General features: G+C 43.1%; 11 protein-coding genes. 5 read left to right on the plus strand and 6 right to left on the minus strand.

The genetic code is table 11. From position 1 onward, the window contains the following. Nucleotides 1-140 precede the first annotated feature (140 nt). Nucleotides 141-2,705, minus strand: coding sequence for an alpha-glucan family phosphorylase (gene glgP / locus V7L01_RS27135; protein ID WP_335040331.1), 2,565 nt, complete (start codon nt 2,703-2,705; stop codon nt 141-143). 592 nt (nt 2,706-3,297) lie between these two features. After that, on the minus strand, nt 3,298-3,621 hold the full coding sequence (locus V7L01_RS27140) for a hypothetical protein (RefSeq protein ID WP_335040332.1): 324 nt from the start codon (nt 3,619-3,621) through the stop codon (nt 3,298-3,300). Nucleotides 3,622-4,337: 716 nt separating this feature from the next. Here V7L01_RS27140 and V7L01_RS27145 point away from each other — a divergent pair. From V7L01_RS27145 to V7L01_RS27160, 4 genes are all read left to right on the plus strand, one after another. Next, on the plus strand, nt 4,338-4,466 hold the full coding sequence (locus V7L01_RS27145) for a hypothetical protein (protein WP_256091202.1): 129 nt from the start codon (nt 4,338-4,340) through the stop codon (nt 4,464-4,466). A 427-nt stretch (nt 4,467-4,893) separates the two neighbouring features. Further along, on the plus strand, nt 4,894-5,589 hold the full coding sequence (locus V7L01_RS27150) for an acyltransferase (protein ID WP_335040334.1): 696 nt from the start codon (nt 4,894-4,896) through the stop codon (nt 5,587-5,589). A 316-nt stretch (nt 5,590-5,905) separates the two neighbouring features. Continuing rightward, on the plus strand, nt 5,906-6,022 hold the full coding sequence (locus tag V7L01_RS27155) for a photosystem II reaction center protein I (RefSeq protein WP_015114068.1): 117 nt from the start codon (nt 5,906-5,908) through the stop codon (nt 6,020-6,022). Between the two features lie 196 nt (nt 6,023-6,218). Next, the gene (locus V7L01_RS27160) at nt 6,219-9,122 is read left to right on the plus strand and encodes a DUF3769 domain-containing protein (protein ID WP_335040336.1); all 2,904 of its coding nucleotides are present in this window, start codon (nt 6,219-6,221) and stop codon (nt 9,120-9,122) included. Nucleotides 9,123-9,188: 66 nt separating this feature from the next. Here the strand turns inward: V7L01_RS27160 and V7L01_RS27165 are convergent, their stop codons facing one another. The 3 genes from V7L01_RS27165 to murJ all read right to left on the minus strand — a co-directional run bounded on the left by V7L01_RS27165 (nt 9,189) and on the right by murJ (nt 12,066). Next, nucleotides 9,189-9,473 carry a hypothetical protein gene (locus V7L01_RS27165; protein WP_335040339.1) on the minus strand — a complete coding sequence of 95 codons (285 nt, stop codon included), beginning with the start codon at nt 9,471-9,473 and terminating at the stop codon, nt 9,189-9,191. A gap of 221 nt (nt 9,474-9,694) precedes the next feature. Further along, on the minus strand, nt 9,695-10,207 hold the full coding sequence (locus V7L01_RS27170) for an outer membrane beta-barrel protein (RefSeq protein WP_335040341.1): 513 nt from the start codon (nt 10,205-10,207) through the stop codon (nt 9,695-9,697). A 254-nt stretch (nt 10,208-10,461) separates the two neighbouring features. Beyond that, nucleotides 10,462-12,066 carry a murein biosynthesis integral membrane protein MurJ gene (murJ, locus tag V7L01_RS27175; RefSeq protein WP_335040343.1) on the minus strand — a complete coding sequence of 535 codons (1,605 nt, stop codon included), beginning with the start codon at nt 12,064-12,066 and terminating at the stop codon, nt 10,462-10,464. Between the two features lie 643 nt (nt 12,067-12,709). Between murJ and V7L01_RS27180 the strand changes: the two genes are divergently transcribed. Continuing rightward, on the plus strand, nt 12,710-15,727 hold the full coding sequence (locus V7L01_RS27180; RefSeq protein WP_335040345.1) for a GAF domain-containing sensor histidine kinase: 3,018 nt from the start codon (nt 12,710-12,712) through the stop codon (nt 15,725-15,727). Between the two features lie 58 nt (nt 15,728-15,785). Here V7L01_RS27180 and V7L01_RS27185 read toward each other — a convergent pair whose 3' ends face one another. Then, complete coding sequence (locus tag V7L01_RS27185; protein ID WP_335040347.1) at nt 15,786-16,292, minus strand: pentapeptide repeat-containing protein; 507 nt, start codon at nt 16,290-16,292, stop codon at nt 15,786-15,788. Nucleotides 16,293-16,325 lie beyond the last annotated feature (33 nt).

A 16,325-nucleotide genomic window follows, 5' to 3' on the forward strand; every position in this document is an offset into this window, starting at 1 on the left:
CAAATCATATTTCCCTTATAATTACTCGTAATTCTAGCAATAATTATTTTTTGGGCATGACTGCATCCCATAATAAAAGGCGTTGCTAAACTTAATTTAGCAACGCCTAGTCTTGAGTATTCAATAACTACTCACTACTCTTATTCTGCCCAAGCAATTAACCTTGGTTCATAAGGATTAGCCAGATTTTTATTTTTCGGCAATACACGCAAAGACAAGCCTTGCAAACCAGAAGCGGTATAGGTAATATTACCAGTGTAAATACTCAATTGCTGTCCATCTTCCCCTTCGTAATCCATCACCACTGGCACAGCGTTGACAATATCACCATTGGCATCGATCGCACCTTGATATAGCTCAACCTGCACATCATTATTTGTCAAAGTTGCCAAGTCAACCTTGGCTTTGACAGCAACGGTTTGGTTAACCTCAATGTCTGAAGCTGCCGATACGTCAATATCTTTGATTCTGATGTTGAACCAGTGTTCGCTGAGTTTTTCTTTCCAAGCGGCTAGTTCTTTAGCTGGGGCATACTTATTAACAGTCAGGGTATGATAGCGATCGCTGGCTGGGAAATAAGCCCTTTGTGCATATTCTCCTACCATTCGCGCTGTATTAAAGAAGGGACAATTCAATCGAATTGCATCCTTCATTTTGGCAACCCACGGACGGGGCAAGCCATCTGTATCCCGGTGCTCATAAAATAACGGCACAACTTCCTTCTCTAGCAACTCGTAGAGAGCATTTGCTTCTACTTCATCTTGATAGTTCGGATCGTCGTAATTTTCTCCATGTCCAATCGCCCAGCCCGTGCGGACGTAATCAGCTTCATCCCACCAGCCATCTAGTACGCTTAAATTTGGCAAGCCATTCATTGCGGCTTTCATGCCACTAGTACCAGAGGCTTCCCGTGGACGACGCGGTGTATTCAACCAAATATCGCAACCCGCAACCATCAACCGGGAGATGTAAATGTCGTAATTGGGAACAAACACTACCTGTTTTTCTAAATGCTGTTCGCGGATAAAGTGATTGATATCGCGGATGAGTTCTTTACCGGGAATATCCTTGGGATGTGCCTTACCAGCAATCACGAATTGCACTTTTCGGTCTTTGTTAGCCAGTAAAAGCCGCTTAATCCGATCCAAATCGCGCATCCAGAGGGTAGCGCGTTTGTAGGTGGCAAAGCGACGGGCAAAGCCAATGGTGAAAGCGTAAGGATCTAAAACTTCTTGTGCCTGGGAAATTTCGGAGGCGGAAGCGCCGCGATCGGTTAAATGCTTGACTAAATGCTCCCGCACATACAAAATCATATCCAAGCGGCAGCGTTCGTGATTGCGCCACAATTCCTCATCGGGTATAGCGTCCATGCGCTCCCACAATGGGCTATCTGGTGGTGCTGATGACCAATTTGGGCCGAGGTAGCGATCGTACAACTCTTGAGTCGATTTCGCAACACAACTCCGAGCATGGACACCGTTGGTAATTGCGGCGATCGGCACTTCCTCTACTGGCACTTTCTGCCATAATCCCTGGAACATTTGCCGCGACACCACACCATGCAGTTGTGCGACACCGTTAGAAAATGTTGCCATTTTCAGCGCCAGCACCGCCATACTGAAAGGCCCAGATAAATCGCCTGTATTCTCGCGCCCCAGTCCTAAAAATTGCTCTTTGGGCAACCCAAATATCTCTGCATAGTACCCCAGGTAGTACAACATTTTGTCGGGAGCGAACAAGTCAATTCCCGCTGGTACTGGTGTGTGGGTAGTAAAGATATTGCTGGAAGCCACCACCTGTTTAGCTTGGGGATAATTCAGTCCCTCTTCCTGAATCAGCAAGCGGATGCGTTCTAGGGCAGAGAAGGCAGCGTGCCCTTCATTCATGTGGTAGGCGGTGACTTTCAGCCCTAAGGCTTTGAGCATTTGCACGCCACCGATCCCCAACATGATTTCCTGGTGGATACGCATATCGATATCGCCACCGTACAGCTGATCTGTGATGTCGTGGTCGTAAACATTGTTGGGTTCAATGTTGGTGTCCATTAGATACAGGGGCACCGTTCCTACCTGTACGCGCCAAACTCTGGCATACACCTTCCGTCCTGGATAATCTACCGCAATTCGCAGTTCTGAACCATCGGGATTGCGCTCTAGATGCAAGGGCATATTGTAGAAATCATTGCTCAGGTAGCGTTCCTGCTGCCAACCATCGGCATTGAGATACTGGGCAAAGTAGCCTTGCTGATACAGTAAACCTACACCCACAAGCGGTAGCCCCAAGTCACTGGCAGATTTGAGGTGATCCCCCGCCAGAACGCCCAAGCCCCCAGAATAGACGGGCAAACAATCTACAAGTCCAAATTCAGCCGAAAAATAGGCGTAGCATTCTTTTGGTTTCTGCTCGCGTTGTTTCTGATACCAGGTACGCTCTTGCAAATAATCTTCTAACTGACGGTCAGATCGATCCATTTGCGCTAGGAAGCCTTCATCTTCGACAACTTCCAGAAGCCGCGATTGAGAGATTGTACCCAACATTAACACCGGGTTATGATGGCTAGACTCCCAGAGGTCAGAGTCTAAGCGACGGAATAAATCTTTAGTTTCAACGTTCCAATCCCAGTGCAAGTTATATGCCAGCCGCCGTAGTGGTTCGAGTCGCGGCGGTAGTGAAGGGGATACGTTAAATGTACGAATTGGCTGCATAGGTTGGCAAAACTCCAAGTTTAGCTATGGTTATTGTTTACTCTCTTTACCAATGTTGCCAATTCTTTATACAGTAGTTTGTGAAAAAGCGATGACTTTGTTAAGCATTGAGAATTATTTTTAACCTCGTTGCTAAAGTTTACACCAAGGTGTTTCTAATTCTATGCGTTACTCTCAGCCATGTACTTGGTATATTAAAATTTAATCATTTACTGCCATGTATCACTTAAAAAAAATTTAGTTTTGAATAAATAATTTATATTTATTTTAGAATTTATTCCGGGGATCAATTCTGAGGTCTTGGCTGACGGCTGAAAATTCCTCATCACTGCGTCAAGGAACAGTTAAATTTTTAATTATTTTTTAATAAAATTGCCCTAGCGTAGAGGCAGTGTGAGAGGAAAGACTGACTATAATTCTTCGGTTAAGGTTAGCTTCAGGTGATGTAAGGCTGAATAGTCGCTCGTAGACACCGCCTAAAATTGGATCGTGTAAAAACAATACCAAGCAGTTAACTAAGAAAAGCAACCGCTGACTACTTGGTATAAATTTTTAGTACTAAATCAGGAAAATAACTTACGAAGGTGTTATTTTACGCCCCTAGTGAAGGCTGATCTTTGGTATTTTTCGTCATTGACAAAGCTACAGCTGCTGCATAAGCAATCTCCGCTGCCATTTGATAAGCAAGTTTGATACTAGATGAAGTGTCCTTGGCTTTAGGAGAAAGGGAAGGCTTTTTACGGCGCGACTCTTGTTTGACATCACCTGCCACAATAGCTCGCTGTAAAATGATCCAAGCATCTAGGTCTTCTGAGTCATAATTACTTTGAAGTTGCGATCGCAGTTGATCTTCGGCTACAACACTCAGATAGCCGGTAGTTAGAGCTTGTTGCACAATTTCTTTAATTAAAGCCATAATTTGAACCAAGTGTGTGAGTTAAAACCGATACCTCAATTTGGCAATTTGATGTTGTTTTGTGGACTTCTCCTAAAAACCAAGCTATGTTTTAGCGTTCTTTCAATAAAATTTATAATGAGTGGTACCAAGCACGCATCACCCGCTTGGCTCACCCGAATGGGTGATTTACAAATTTTTAAATATAAGTAATAGGGAAGAGGAAAATTTTTAGCTTTTTTATGAATAGGTGTCATAAGTATAGTAGATATCATTCTGAATTTAAAGCGTAATCATAAAATTACTTGGACAAGCAACGCTAGAAATATAAACAAAAATGCTGCTTAACCGCTTAGAGCATTTTTTTACTCCTCGTCCTAAATGGATTTTCTCTAAGTGTATAAAATTAATAGAGAGTAACCATCGCTCCAGTAAAAAAGTTAACTAATTTCCTCCATTTTCATCAACAAGCAACCTGAAAATCAACTTCCAGTATTTTGCAACTAAGTGAAGTACAAAATGCGGGAGTCCTGGATCAAATATAAAGAGTTTCTACCTACAGCAAGAATTGCCTCAAAATCCGTAGTTTTGTACTTCATGCAAAAGAGAACTGCTGTATTGAATGAGAGTGTTCCACTAAAAATAAAATGTGTTATCGTTAAAAACAATTGTTATTAAAAACCATTCATGTAATTACAAACGTGAATTGGCTAGTCTGTAAATCATCCGTGTGCAACATGATTGGAGCAGCATACTCTAGAAATTCGTTGCAAGAAAGCCGTCATAGCAGTCGGGGAAGCGCTTACTTGTTTGCACCGATGGTTAACTTTAATGTGATGGCTGATGTGGGAGATAATCCACCCTAATTGGGTTTTATCTGGGCAAAATTCTCAGAAAAATCCAACAATAATTACATTGTCATGCTAGGCAATAATTTTAACTAAACTTTGAATATAGTCTAGTTAAATGTATTTTTTGTTGCACAATAGCTTTTGGAACTGAGTTGTTTTAAAAGACTAGAACCGCCTGAGAGAAAGTAGCCTCAAGGCAAATAACTCTATACCTGGTTGCGTAGCAAGCTTTTCAAATTTGCAATTGCTCACATAGTCAAAGCCAGACTCTGGTTTTTCAACATTTGAAAAACCATCTAAAAATATTGGAAAATTTCGGTAATACTGCCAATTTAGTTACTGCGTAAAAAATACTAACGCTGTTGGTATTAGCAGAAGATTAGGATACAGCCCGAAAATTTTCAACACTGTCAAAAAAAATTGATTTAAGAGATATGTAGCCATGCATAACGAGCAATATTTTTCAAAATTGCAGCGCGTGCAAGAACTTTTAGTTACTACGGTGTTAGGAGATATTCCGACACTTATTCTTGGGACAAAGTTGCGTAATTTGGGATATCGTAGTATTTTTGCCCAGATAGGCAGCCCAGTTTATATTCAAAATGGTGTTGAATTTAACGGTACTTCTTGTATTGAGATCGGGAGTGGAGCCTATATTTTCAAGGGTGTGCGGATGGATGCTAGAGGAGACAAAAATAATAGAATTCATCTAGGAAATAGAGTCGCTATTGAGCGTAACGTTGATATAGGGTCTTTGGAAGATACATGTATATATATTGATGAAGACACCTTCATTGGCCCTAGCGTGTGTATTGAGGGGCCAGGAGACATTAAAATTGGTAAACACTGTTTGATTGCTGCCCACTCAGGGATATTTGCCAATAATCATAATTTTGCCGATCCGATGGAGCCGATTAAATCCCAAGGTGTTACTCGCAAGGGAATTGTGATTGAGGATGATTGTTGGCTAGGACATGGAGTAACAGTATTAGATGGCGTTACTATCGGCAAAGGCAGTGTTATTGGTGCGGGAGCAGTTGTCAATAGAGATATTCCTCCTTTCTCCGTTGCTGTAGGCATACCTGCACGAGTCATCAAAAACCGAATTGGCAAAGACTTAAGCATTACTTCAAGCTGAGAAATAGGGGATGGGGCATGGGGCATAGTAATTATCTCCGGTAACAATTAACCTGTTCCCTTTTTGAAGAAACTTTTGCCGTCAGTTAACGTCACAAGAGTAACTAGTCTCTGAGTTATTTATTAAGGGCATCTAAAAGTCAGACAACTGACATCTTGCGCCATTTTCAATAACCGTAGGATAGGCACTCCAGCTCTCAGTCCCCAGAGTCCTCTAAAAAAGGGGCGAGATTTGGGTAATATAAAGTAGCTATCTTTTCTGCATGGCAGATCCTGAAAGAAAAGCTTTCTTTGTCTTACCCGTTGGAGATATTTCTATGCTGACTTTAAAAATCGCTGTTTATATTGTTGTTGCCTTCTTTGTAACTATCTTCGTCTTCGGATTCTTGTCGAACGATCCAGCTCGTAACCCCGGTCGTCGGGACTTAGAGTAAAAAGGCGATAAGTCATCCGCGACTTGGGAAGGCGGAAAATACTAAACGCCAGAGAAACTTACTACGCGAAAGTTTAGTAAGTTTCTTCCTCCAGGTAGCTTGCTGTAGGTAGCAGAAGGCGACAGCCGGAAGGCAAAATGTATGTTTATCCTTCCCTTTGTCATTTGGCTGTTTGTTAGCCCGATTTTGCTCAAATATGCTTCATCCAGTTCTGCCACCCGATCCGCCTCCTATCCTCGAATCTTTACAACCTGTAAATCCCGCCTCATCTGCTAGTCATACAAAGTTTCTTTCAGGTGTAGATACTGGAATACACGAAAAGACAGACAAATCCAAGCAGCCCAAAGTTTTGGCTCAGTTGGCAATTGCGGGTAACACCAAGAGCGATCCGTCATTGCCAACTTCGATCGAGTCAACTCAGGATGACTTGGTAATTGGCGAAACTTCCTCTGTACCTCATTCACCAGAAACCCTCCCACCAGAAACTTCTCCACTCAACAGTTCTGGAAGTGCTGCACTTTTGGGTCAGTCGCTGGTCGTTGGTTATCCCAAGCAGGAGGTTAAAACCTCTAATCGCCAAGATAAAGAAGACATGAAGATAAGTCCGAGCGTCAGCGTCCGGCGCTCAGAACTTCTGCTAAGAGCGGCGTTACGCAAACGGGAGACACAAAGAGAAGCCACTGCGTTACCAAGAAAAGTTGGAGCGGAGGCTACTTCTGTAAACGTAAAACGCGAACCTTCTGAAAAACTTGATGAGCGATATCTAACGACAAGCCGCTTTGCGTCTACGCCATCTTCCAACTCTATTGGAGAAAAACAAACCTTTTTGGATGGTAACTTTAGCTATAGAGTTTCCCCAAGTCCGGTTGTCGCCCAATCTCCGCATCCTCTTCAAATTGCCCCAAATGTCACAAACAGCAACAAGTTAGTCGAGTCCAAGACGGCAATTTTAGCTGAGAAGTTAACCCAAGAAAAACAGCACAGTGATATTACTGCACAACAGTCTCCACTAGGAGGCAATATCTCTGTATCTGCTGCCGATCTTGCACCGAGTTCTCAATCAGTACAAAATTTTATAAAATTTAAGTCTCGTAACCCAACAAAGCAACTCTCAGCGCCCCTCACTGTAGAATTCAAGTCTCAAGCCCAACAACAAACTCAAGCACCAACGCCTACACCAGGGGCAGGTACCACAAATCAACCACAAGAACCATCTGGTACAACAGCGCCAGCTACCACGCCGCCAGCTGGGCCGAGAATTGTGGAAGTTACTTCAGATCGGCAAGAGTATGACGAGCAACGGCGAATTATTACAGCTGTTGGTAATGTAATTGTGCGATTTGATGGAGCTGTGGTGGATGCCGATCGCTTGCAAGTCAACTTGGACAACTTGATTGCTGCGGGGGAAGGCAACATAACTTTAACACGGGGCGATCAGATACTACGCGGACAACGGTTTACCTATAACTTTGTTCAAGATAGTGGGGAGCTGGAAAATGGTAGAGGAGAAATTTACGTACCCTCAACACAAACAGATTTTGCTTTTTCACCCACGGGTGTAACTGCTGGTGGAGTCCCAAAACGTCCGCCCAGCGATCGCATTAGAGCCAATCAGCCCCTTTCTGGTGTCAGCAGCCCTGGAGGAATCGATCTGGCATTTGGTGGTCAGTCAGATGCTAGCAACATCCCGCGATCGAAAACAGGAGGTGCAGTCAATCGGCTCAGGTTTGAAGCTGAACAAATTGATTTTTATCCGCAAGGCTGGCAAGCAAGGGATGTCCGCATCACCAACGATCCTTTTTCGCCCCCAGAATTAGAATTACGCGCAGATAAAGTAACTCTGACGCGAGAATCACCCTTGGTAGACCGCATCAGGACACAGGGGCAGCGTTTGGTATTGGATCAAACGGTTTCCTTACCAATTCCGCTGAATGAGCGGACTATTGACCGCCGGGAGCGGGACGCTACACCTGCAATAGTTTCCCCCGGCTATGATGGCGAAGATCGGGGTGGTTTGTATATTGAGCGTGGCTTTCCAGTGATTGATACAGAGCAGACACGCTGGACGATTACGCCCCAGTTCCTAATACAGAGAGCTGTGCAAGAAGGCACGGGTGATTTAGGCGCACTGTTTGCTGCGAAGACAAAGATAAATTCTGTTTTAAGTCCACGAGCAGTAGTTGATGGGACTGCGGAGTTAACCAGTTTTGACTTGAACAAGGTAGAAGATAATTTGCGGGCGAGGTTGGGATTGCGCCAGGTATTAGGGACTTCCCTTCCCCACATATTGAATCTGGAATATGGCTACCGCGATCGTTTTTACAACGGTACTCTCGGCTTTCAAACTGTTCAGAGCAGTCTTGGCGGCATTATTACCTCTCCTGTAATTCCTTTAGCCAAGACTGGCATTAACCTCACCTATCAAGCAAGCGCTCGATATATCAATGCCAACACCGATCGCCAAGACTTACTAGAACCAGTACGGGAAAACGATCGCATCTCACTAGGTCGTTTACAAGGCAGTGCTACCCTCAGTAAAGGGCTGTTGCTATGGCAGGGAAAACCATTACCACCCACTGCCAGTCAGGGATTACGATACACAGCTAACCCTGTAGTTCCTTACTTGCAAGCGATCGCAAGCCTCACAGGCACTACCAGTTATTACACCAATGGTGATGACCAAAGCACCCTAACTGGTACAATTGGCTTACAAGGGCAAATTGGTCATTTTTCTCGACCTTTTTTCGACTATACCGCCTTTAATATTAGTTATTCTCAAGGCTTAAACAGCGGATTATCACCCTTTTTGTTCGATCGCTCTGTTGATAACAAAGTGTTGAGTGCTGGGATATCACAGCAAATCTACGGCCCTTTTCGCTTAGGCTTTCAAACATCTGTTAACTTGGATACTGGTAAAGAAACTAGCACGGACTACATTGTGGAATATAGCCGTCGCACCTATGGCATCACGTTGCGTTACAATCCGGTATTGGAGTTAGGCGGCATCAGCATCCGAATTAGTGATTTTAACTGGGGTGGCGGCACCGATCCATTTACTGACATTAGGCCAGTAGTAGGCGGCGTAGAACAGAATTATTAGTCAAACAGTTATCAGTTACCCTGCCCGACAGATATTTTGTATTCACATTTCTATCTTTTGCCCAGTCTAAGGGCTGGGCACGACTCGACAGCTTATCCCAGAATTGGTTGATGCCGCACCAGGTATTCTCAGGATGGCATAGTCGCCGCTTAGTTGAATACGTGATGGTGGTTGGTGTAGGCTTGCACAGCATCTTTGCACTGCGGCTTGGTACTCTCGCCATTGCTTACGGATTGCAACACTTGCGGCATCGTTACCTAAGTCTGAAAATCTTAGCCCAGCCCGAATTAGCCAAGCTTCTACGTCTGTTGTTTCACCAACTATTTCGGGAATGGAATTAATCTTTTCCATGAGTAATATCTTTTATACATATTCAGAATTGGTGATTTAACTTTAAGAGAAACTATTGCTCATAGCCAATAGAATTGTTTATCAAAATCATCAATAAAAATGATTAAAAAAATGAGTCATATCTGAGTATGAAGACTCAGATATGACAGAAGGAATTACTATTACGGCTGGCAAACATCATTGCTTTAGCTTACGAATAAGCTATTTTCTAGCTCGTAATACTAGAAGCGATAGCCTAATCCAGCTTGGAAGCTGACAGCATCAGCATCACTATTTCTGTAGGCATCAATGCCCCATTTAGTATCGCCGTAAGCAATGACATTCTTGCTAACTTCTGATTCAACCCCAAGGGTGACTACAGGTGCATTCTGATTGCCCAATGGGGTTTTTTGACCTTCGTCAGTTACAAAAGAATAACCACCACCGAAGTAAACGTTAGTATTTTTAGCGATGGGCGCATCGTAAGTCACTATGGGCATAATTGCGGCAGCATCACCACCATACAGCACAGAACCCCGCAGTGAAACAGGCGCATTAGGAACGGCGTAACGTCCTTGAATATTTCCACCAATTTGTGCTTCATCGTTTCCTTGTCCGCCACTGGTTGCACCAACCGCAACACCAGCACCAATGTAATTACCGTTTGTGCCAGCTGTTTGAGCAGAAGCAATTCCAGCCGAGAGGACAATGGAAGCAACAGCGAGTGCGGAGGCAGCTAATTTTGTAAGTTTCATAGAATTCTTCTCACTAGAGTTAGGTAAAATCAATATTCTCTAGTACTAGAATCTCTTTTTTTACAAAATGTAACCTCGCACATCTGGTTCACCCAAGTGGCTGAATTCTTTCTCACCCACTTGGGTGTACCAACTGAAACATTCAAATAACAGTTAAGCTGTTCCACATTTAAATTGCATAGCTAGGGCGGGCAAGATGCCCACCCCACAAGAGTTTGATTTAATTTGATTATGCAATTTAGATGTTTTTTAGTTTATTTCTTCAAAAAGCGCTGACGTAGACGAGAGATAAAAATATTCACCTCTGGTATTTTCATTAATGAAGCGATCGCAGCAAACACCGCAATCCCCACGAAGCCAGATACACACAATTGCAACACCAAAATCAGTAAACCCGTTTTACCCAGCAATTGTTGAGAAGCAACTAATGTCCCATAGCTTGCTACCCCAGCTACCAAGCTACCAGCAGCCAAACCCAAAATCGGCAAACCCCACTCACGCCAGGGTAAACCATTGAGCTTGCGATCGAGCAACCATAACAGCATTAACATTGAGCTGCAATTTACACCCACTGTTGCTAACACCAAACCGGGAGCGCCAAAAGGTTTAACGAAATACCAATCTAATATGATGTTGAGCAAAATGTTAAAAATGCTGATGCGAAAAGGTGTTTGTCCATCGCCTAAAGCATAGAACACCCGCACTAAAACATCACGCCCCAAATAGACAAACATCCCAATTCCATAAGCCACTAACAATGATGAAACTAGCTCTGTAGCTTCTGGCTTGAAAGCACCGCGCTCATATACCACCTGCACAATGGGTACAGATAGCGCCACCATCAACGCCCCTAACGGTAGCATGGTGAAAGCGGTGAGTAGCAGTCCTTGGCGAATGCGTAATTTTAAGTCTGGCCAATTTTCTGGGCCGGCTAGTTTGGCAAATATGGGTAACAGGGGCAGCAAAATGATATTAGAAATAATCCCTAAGGGAGTTTGGACTAATAGATTCGCATAGTTAAATCCTGCCGCAGCACCAGGGATAGGGCTGGCAAAATAGAGGTCAGTGGCAACATTAATTGGCATCATTCCAGAGGAAACTGTTGCCGGAGTCATGATTCTAATGACTTCTTGAACGCCTGGGGATTTAAAGTCAAACCGCAGGCGCAATGTGCCTAATCCTAACCGCCACTGGACAATTAGCTGCACTAACCACTGGAGAACTGCTCCTGCCAAAGTTCCCCAAGCTAAAACCATTCCACCGATTAAAGCGTACTCCGGCTTAATAATGTCTTTGCCTAGCTGCATAGCCAAGATACCAAGACCGGCAACAACGGTAATACTGGATAATAGGGGACTAATGGAGAGTAACCAATATTGATTGGCTGCATTAAGAGTACCGAAGCCAATGCCAATTAATCCGGCAAATAAAGCCATTGGTGCCATAATGCGGAGTTGTTGAATTGCGATCGCTCTGGTTGTCTCTTCCAAACCATGACCGACTAAATCAACGATCGCATCCGCAAATAAAACTTGAGCCACTGTCACCACCAACAGCGATCCAGCTACCAGCGTTGTCACGGTTTCCACTAGAGGAGCCGCTTCTTCTCGCCGCCGCTTGGCTAAAACGCTGACAACTGCACTGTGTAATGGCCCATTCACACCGCCAAGTAATATCAATAGAAAGCCAGGGATAATATAGGCATAACTATAGGCAGTGGCAGCAGCACCAACACCAAATGCGGCAGCGATCGCTTGCTGCCGCACTAAACCGAAGACTTTACTAATTAATGTGGCTGCGGCAACAATGCCAGCAATTCCAGCGAAAGAACGAGAGGGTTTTTGGTCTTGTTGTGTCACGAATATTACCCGACAACTCTTGCAGAGTGCATATTTTAAAACATTTAACCTGAAATCCCGTAGTCTGTCAGGTAAATTTTGGCAAATTACTTATTTTAAATGCTTTCGCTTTTGGTATTAGCGGAGCGATCGCTATGATAGTACGCATTTTAGCTCTCATTTTCAGCAAAGGCAGGAACTCTTGCACAAAGAGAACACGGAAAATTAAACAAAATCACGGGTTTATTGATTGCCAGCCAGTCATAACGACTCAAAAGGGGTCAGGGACTTCCAACTAAAAAAATAATCAATCGTTTTGGAAGGCAGGGGGAGCAGGGGAAGCAGGGGAGGCAGGGGAAGAAAAAATTGGATAGTGACGTTGGATGCAGGAATTGAGTAATTTAATTCTTGGATGTTCCTCAGATCGCTTTTCTGATTTATCCCAGCAACACTACTTAGCCATGCCTTCCGTTGTATACAAGCCAAAATTATTTTTTAACCATTATTGAGGATAGTTCGAGAAAGGGGAACTATAACAATAACCATCTTCTAGGGATTCGTTGAAAACTGCAAAAATTTGCAGTTGGTCATATTTTTGACACCCTTTGACCCCATGAAGTTTGGTATGAAAAATCATTATATAAAAACGACATAATCCAGACCAATGGAACCCAATTCAGATTTCACGGAAAATCAACTTCTTTTGTCAAGCGCTCAACTTCAAGAGCAACTAGACCAACAAAAGGCTCTGGCGAGTGTAATTGTGCGAATTCGAGAGTCTCTTGACTTAGAAACGATTTTTCAAATTACCGTTACACAAGTGCGTCAGCTGCTAAATGCCGATCGGGTTGCAGTTTTCCAGTTTGATCAAGAAAAAGATTGGGAAGGAGAATTTGTTTCTGAGGATGTTGCACTTGGCTGGGACTCAGCACTGGCAATAAAAGTTTACGACCACTGTTTTGGAGAACAATTTGCTTCCAGTTATCAACAAGGTAGAGTGCAAGCAGTAGCAGATATTTACAAGGCGGGACTGAGTGATTGTCATGTAGCATTTTTGAGTAAATTTCAGGTACAGGCCAACCTTGTTGTCCCTCTATCGCGCCAAGAGGAACTGTGGGGATTACTTTGCATTCATCAGTGCAGTGAGGCTCGTAACTGGAAAGAATCGGAAATTGAGTTTATTCGTCAAATTGCTGACCATCTTGTTGTTGCGATTCAACAAGCGAAGCATCTCCATGAAGTTCAATTGCAAGCAGTAAAATTAGCTCAAGCGGCTCAACGCGACCAAGTAATTGCTCAGATCGTCGATAAAATTCGCTCCCCGCTTGATATTGAAACCATTTTTAAAACCACAACTCAAGAAATACGCCAGTTGCTGCAAACCGATCGAGTTGCCATCTTTAGCTTCAACCCAGATTGGAGTGGTAACTTTGTTGCTGAATCATTTGCGGAAGGCTGGACTCCTTTAGTTGGCGTTCAGCCTGCGATCGCTGATACTTATTTACAAGAGACGCAAGGCGGACGTTACGTTAATAACCAGACATTTACAGCCAATGACATTTACCAAGCCGGATTAACAGACTGCCATATAACCTTGTTGGAGCAATTCCAGGCAAAAGCCTTTGCAAGCGCCCCCATTCTCCAGGGAGATCAACTTTGGGGAATCATCGCTGCCTACCAAAATGCCTCACCCAGACAGTGGCAATCTTATGAAGTCGAATCGTTGACCAAAATCGGCACACAAATTGGTGTGGCACTGCGACACTATAAGTTACTAGCACACGCTCAATACCAAGCAGAGCAACAAAAGACATTAACTTGCGTGATTACTCGAATTCGGGAGTCTTTAGATTTAGATACAATCTTCCAAACTACTGTCACTGAGGCACGGAAAATGCTGCAAGCAGACAGAGTGGCAGTCTTTCGTTTTGACCCTCAAAAAGATTGGGAAGGGGAATTTATTTCTGAGGATGTTGTACCTGAATGTAACTCGGTAATCGCAGAAAAAGTTTATGATTATTGCTTCGGTGAAAACTTTGCACCCCTTTACGCGCAAGGTCGAGTCAATGCGATCGCGGACATTTATCAAGGAAAGTTTCCAGGTTGCTACGTCCAAATCTTAGAAAAATTTCAAGTGCGGGCAAATATGATCGCACCTCTATTGAAAAAAGGCGAACTTTGGGGATTGCTGTGTATTCACCAATGTACCGCTCCTCGTCACTGGCAACCCTCTGAAATTGAATTTACCAGTCAAATAGCCGAGCAATTGGGAGTCGCATTAAAACAAGATTCTTATTTAAAGCAAGTTCAAATGCAGGTTGTCCAGTTAGCAGAAGCGACTGAACGGGAGAAAGCAATGGAACGGCAAGAATTGCTGGCTGCAACCATTGATAAAATCCGCCAGTCACTCGATATTAAAACTATTTTTAGAACCACTACTCAAGCTGTGCGAGAGTTGCTCGAAGTTGAGCGAGTTGCAATCTACCGTTTCAACTCAGATTGGAGCGGTAAATTTGTGGCAGATTCTTTTAAAGATGGTTGGAAACCTGTTACACAAGCCCAACCAATGATTATAGAAACTTTTGAGGACACAGACGACGATAACGAACTTCCGCGTAACGAAACCTTTGTTCCGATTCGGGAAGGTGAAAAATTATGGGGATTATTAGTTGCTTATCAAAATTCACAACCGCGTTATTGGAAAGAGGAAGAAATCAATTTACTAGCTCAAGTAGGTGTGCAATTGGGAATTGCAATTCAGCAAGCGGAATTACTCGAACAAACTAAACGTCAAACCTCAGAACTTACTCAAGCTCTGCATGAATTAAAACAAACTCAGACTCGATTAATTCAGGGTGAAAAAATGGCAGGTTTAGGACAACTACTTGCTGGCGTCGCTCATGAAATCAATAATCCTATCAGTTTTATTTTTGGCAATCTCATCCATTTAAATGAATATACTCAAGAACTGCTAAAGGTAGTGAAACTTTACCGCCAAAACTCCTCAATATTGCCAACTGTCCAAGAGCAAATTGACAAAACTGATTTGGATTTTCTCATCGAAGATTTACCCAAAACCCTTGAGTCCATGAAAGTAGGCACAGAGCGGATTTGTGAGATTGTGCTATCACTGCGTAACTTTTCTCGTACAGATGAGGCTGAATTGAAGCCAGTAGACATTCATGAAGGCTTGGATAGTACTTTGCTAATCTTAGGACATCGGCTCAAAAACAATAATGAGCGCCCAGCTATTGAGATTGTTAAAGACTATGGTACTTTATCCTTGCTCCAATGCTATCCAGCGCAATTAAATCAAGTGTTTATGAATCTTTTGAGTAACAGTATTGATGCATTAGAGGAAAAGTTTAAAACTATACAGCAAAGGTATTTGATGTTGTCTCAAAGGTGTCCGAGAATACCTTTAACTATCTGGATTATTACGCAAGCCGTTAATAACCAGATTGTAATTAGAATAGCTGATAATGGTCTTGGGATTCCAGAAGATGTGCGATCGCACATGTTTGATCCCTTCTTCACCACCAAAGCACCAGGTAAAGGTACAGGCTTAGGATTATCTATTAGCCATCAAATAATAGTTGAAAAACATCATGGTCAAATTAAATGCTCCTCTAAACCAGGAGAAGGGACAGAGTTTTTAATTGAAATTCCCAGCGGTAATTAGAGGCGACTGGTTTTCGGAAATTATAAAATACTATTTTTAAGCTCAACACCGAGATTTTTTACCTACAACCCAAACTATCTCGCGTTGACATACCCGTAACCGGATTTATCCCATCCGCTCTTTCACACAGCAGCGACACTTGATAACGGTCGATTAAAGCGTCGGTAAAATCAGCACCAGTGACATCAGCATCATAAAAACGGCTACGGGTCAAAGTTGCTTCTGTAAATATGGCATTTTTCAGGTTAGCACCATCCATAGTGGCGCGATCGACTAAAGCGCCGCTCAAGTTCGCACCTTCCAAATTTGCTTTTAATAAAACTCCTTTGGTGAGAATTGCATTGGTTAAATTCGCTCCTTGAAAATTCGTCCCCCGCATTTCTGCTGCGACAAAAGTTACACCTGCCAAATCAGCATTAGAGAAATCACGATTTTCTAAATTTATATTGTTGTAATTGATTGTGTTGATTTGAGCAAAAGCAGGTTTAGGATTAAGTATTATCCAGCAAAATGCTAGTATCAAAATCACAATCAAACCAAAAAAGCGCAGTAAAATCTTTTTCATAACTTTATTATTTCTCAGAAGTCCTTTGTCATT

Origin of the sequence: Nostoc sp., from assembly GCF_036917095.1 — a bacterium.
GTDB lineage: Bacteria > Cyanobacteriota > Cyanobacteriia > Cyanobacteriales > Nostocaceae > Nostoc.

Bases quoted from the DNA above. Each gene is read 5' to 3' on its own strand.
- glgP (WP_335040331.1), bottom strand. From the start codon at position 2,705: ATGCAGCCAATTCGTACATTTAACGTATCCCCTTCACTACCGCCGCGA.
- V7L01_RS27140 (WP_335040332.1), bottom strand. From the start codon at position 3,621: ATGGCTTTAATTAAAGAAATTGTGCAACAAGCTCTAACTACCGGCTAT.
- V7L01_RS27145 (WP_256091202.1), top strand. From the start codon at position 4,338: ATGATTGGAGCAGCATACTCTAGAAATTCGTTGCAAGAAAGCCGTCAT.
- V7L01_RS27150 (WP_335040334.1), top strand. From the start codon at position 4,894: ATGCATAACGAGCAATATTTTTCAAAATTGCAGCGCGTGCAAGAACTT.
- V7L01_RS27155 (WP_015114068.1), top strand. From the start codon at position 5,906: ATGCTGACTTTAAAAATCGCTGTTTATATTGTTGTTGCCTTCTTTGTA.
- V7L01_RS27160 (WP_335040336.1), top strand. From the start codon at position 6,219: ATGCTTCATCCAGTTCTGCCACCCGATCCGCCTCCTATCCTCGAATCT.
- V7L01_RS27165 (WP_335040339.1), bottom strand. From the start codon at position 9,473: ATGGAAAAGATTAATTCCATTCCCGAAATAGTTGGTGAAACAACAGAC.
- V7L01_RS27170 (WP_335040341.1), bottom strand. From the start codon at position 10,207: ATGAAACTTACAAAATTAGCTGCCTCCGCACTCGCTGTTGCTTCCATT.
- V7L01_RS27180 (WP_335040345.1), top strand. From the start codon at position 12,710: ATGGAACCCAATTCAGATTTCACGGAAAATCAACTTCTTTTGTCAAGC.
- V7L01_RS27185 (WP_335040347.1), bottom strand. From the start codon at position 16,292: ATGAAAAAGATTTTACTGCGCTTTTTTGGTTTGATTGTGATTTTGATA.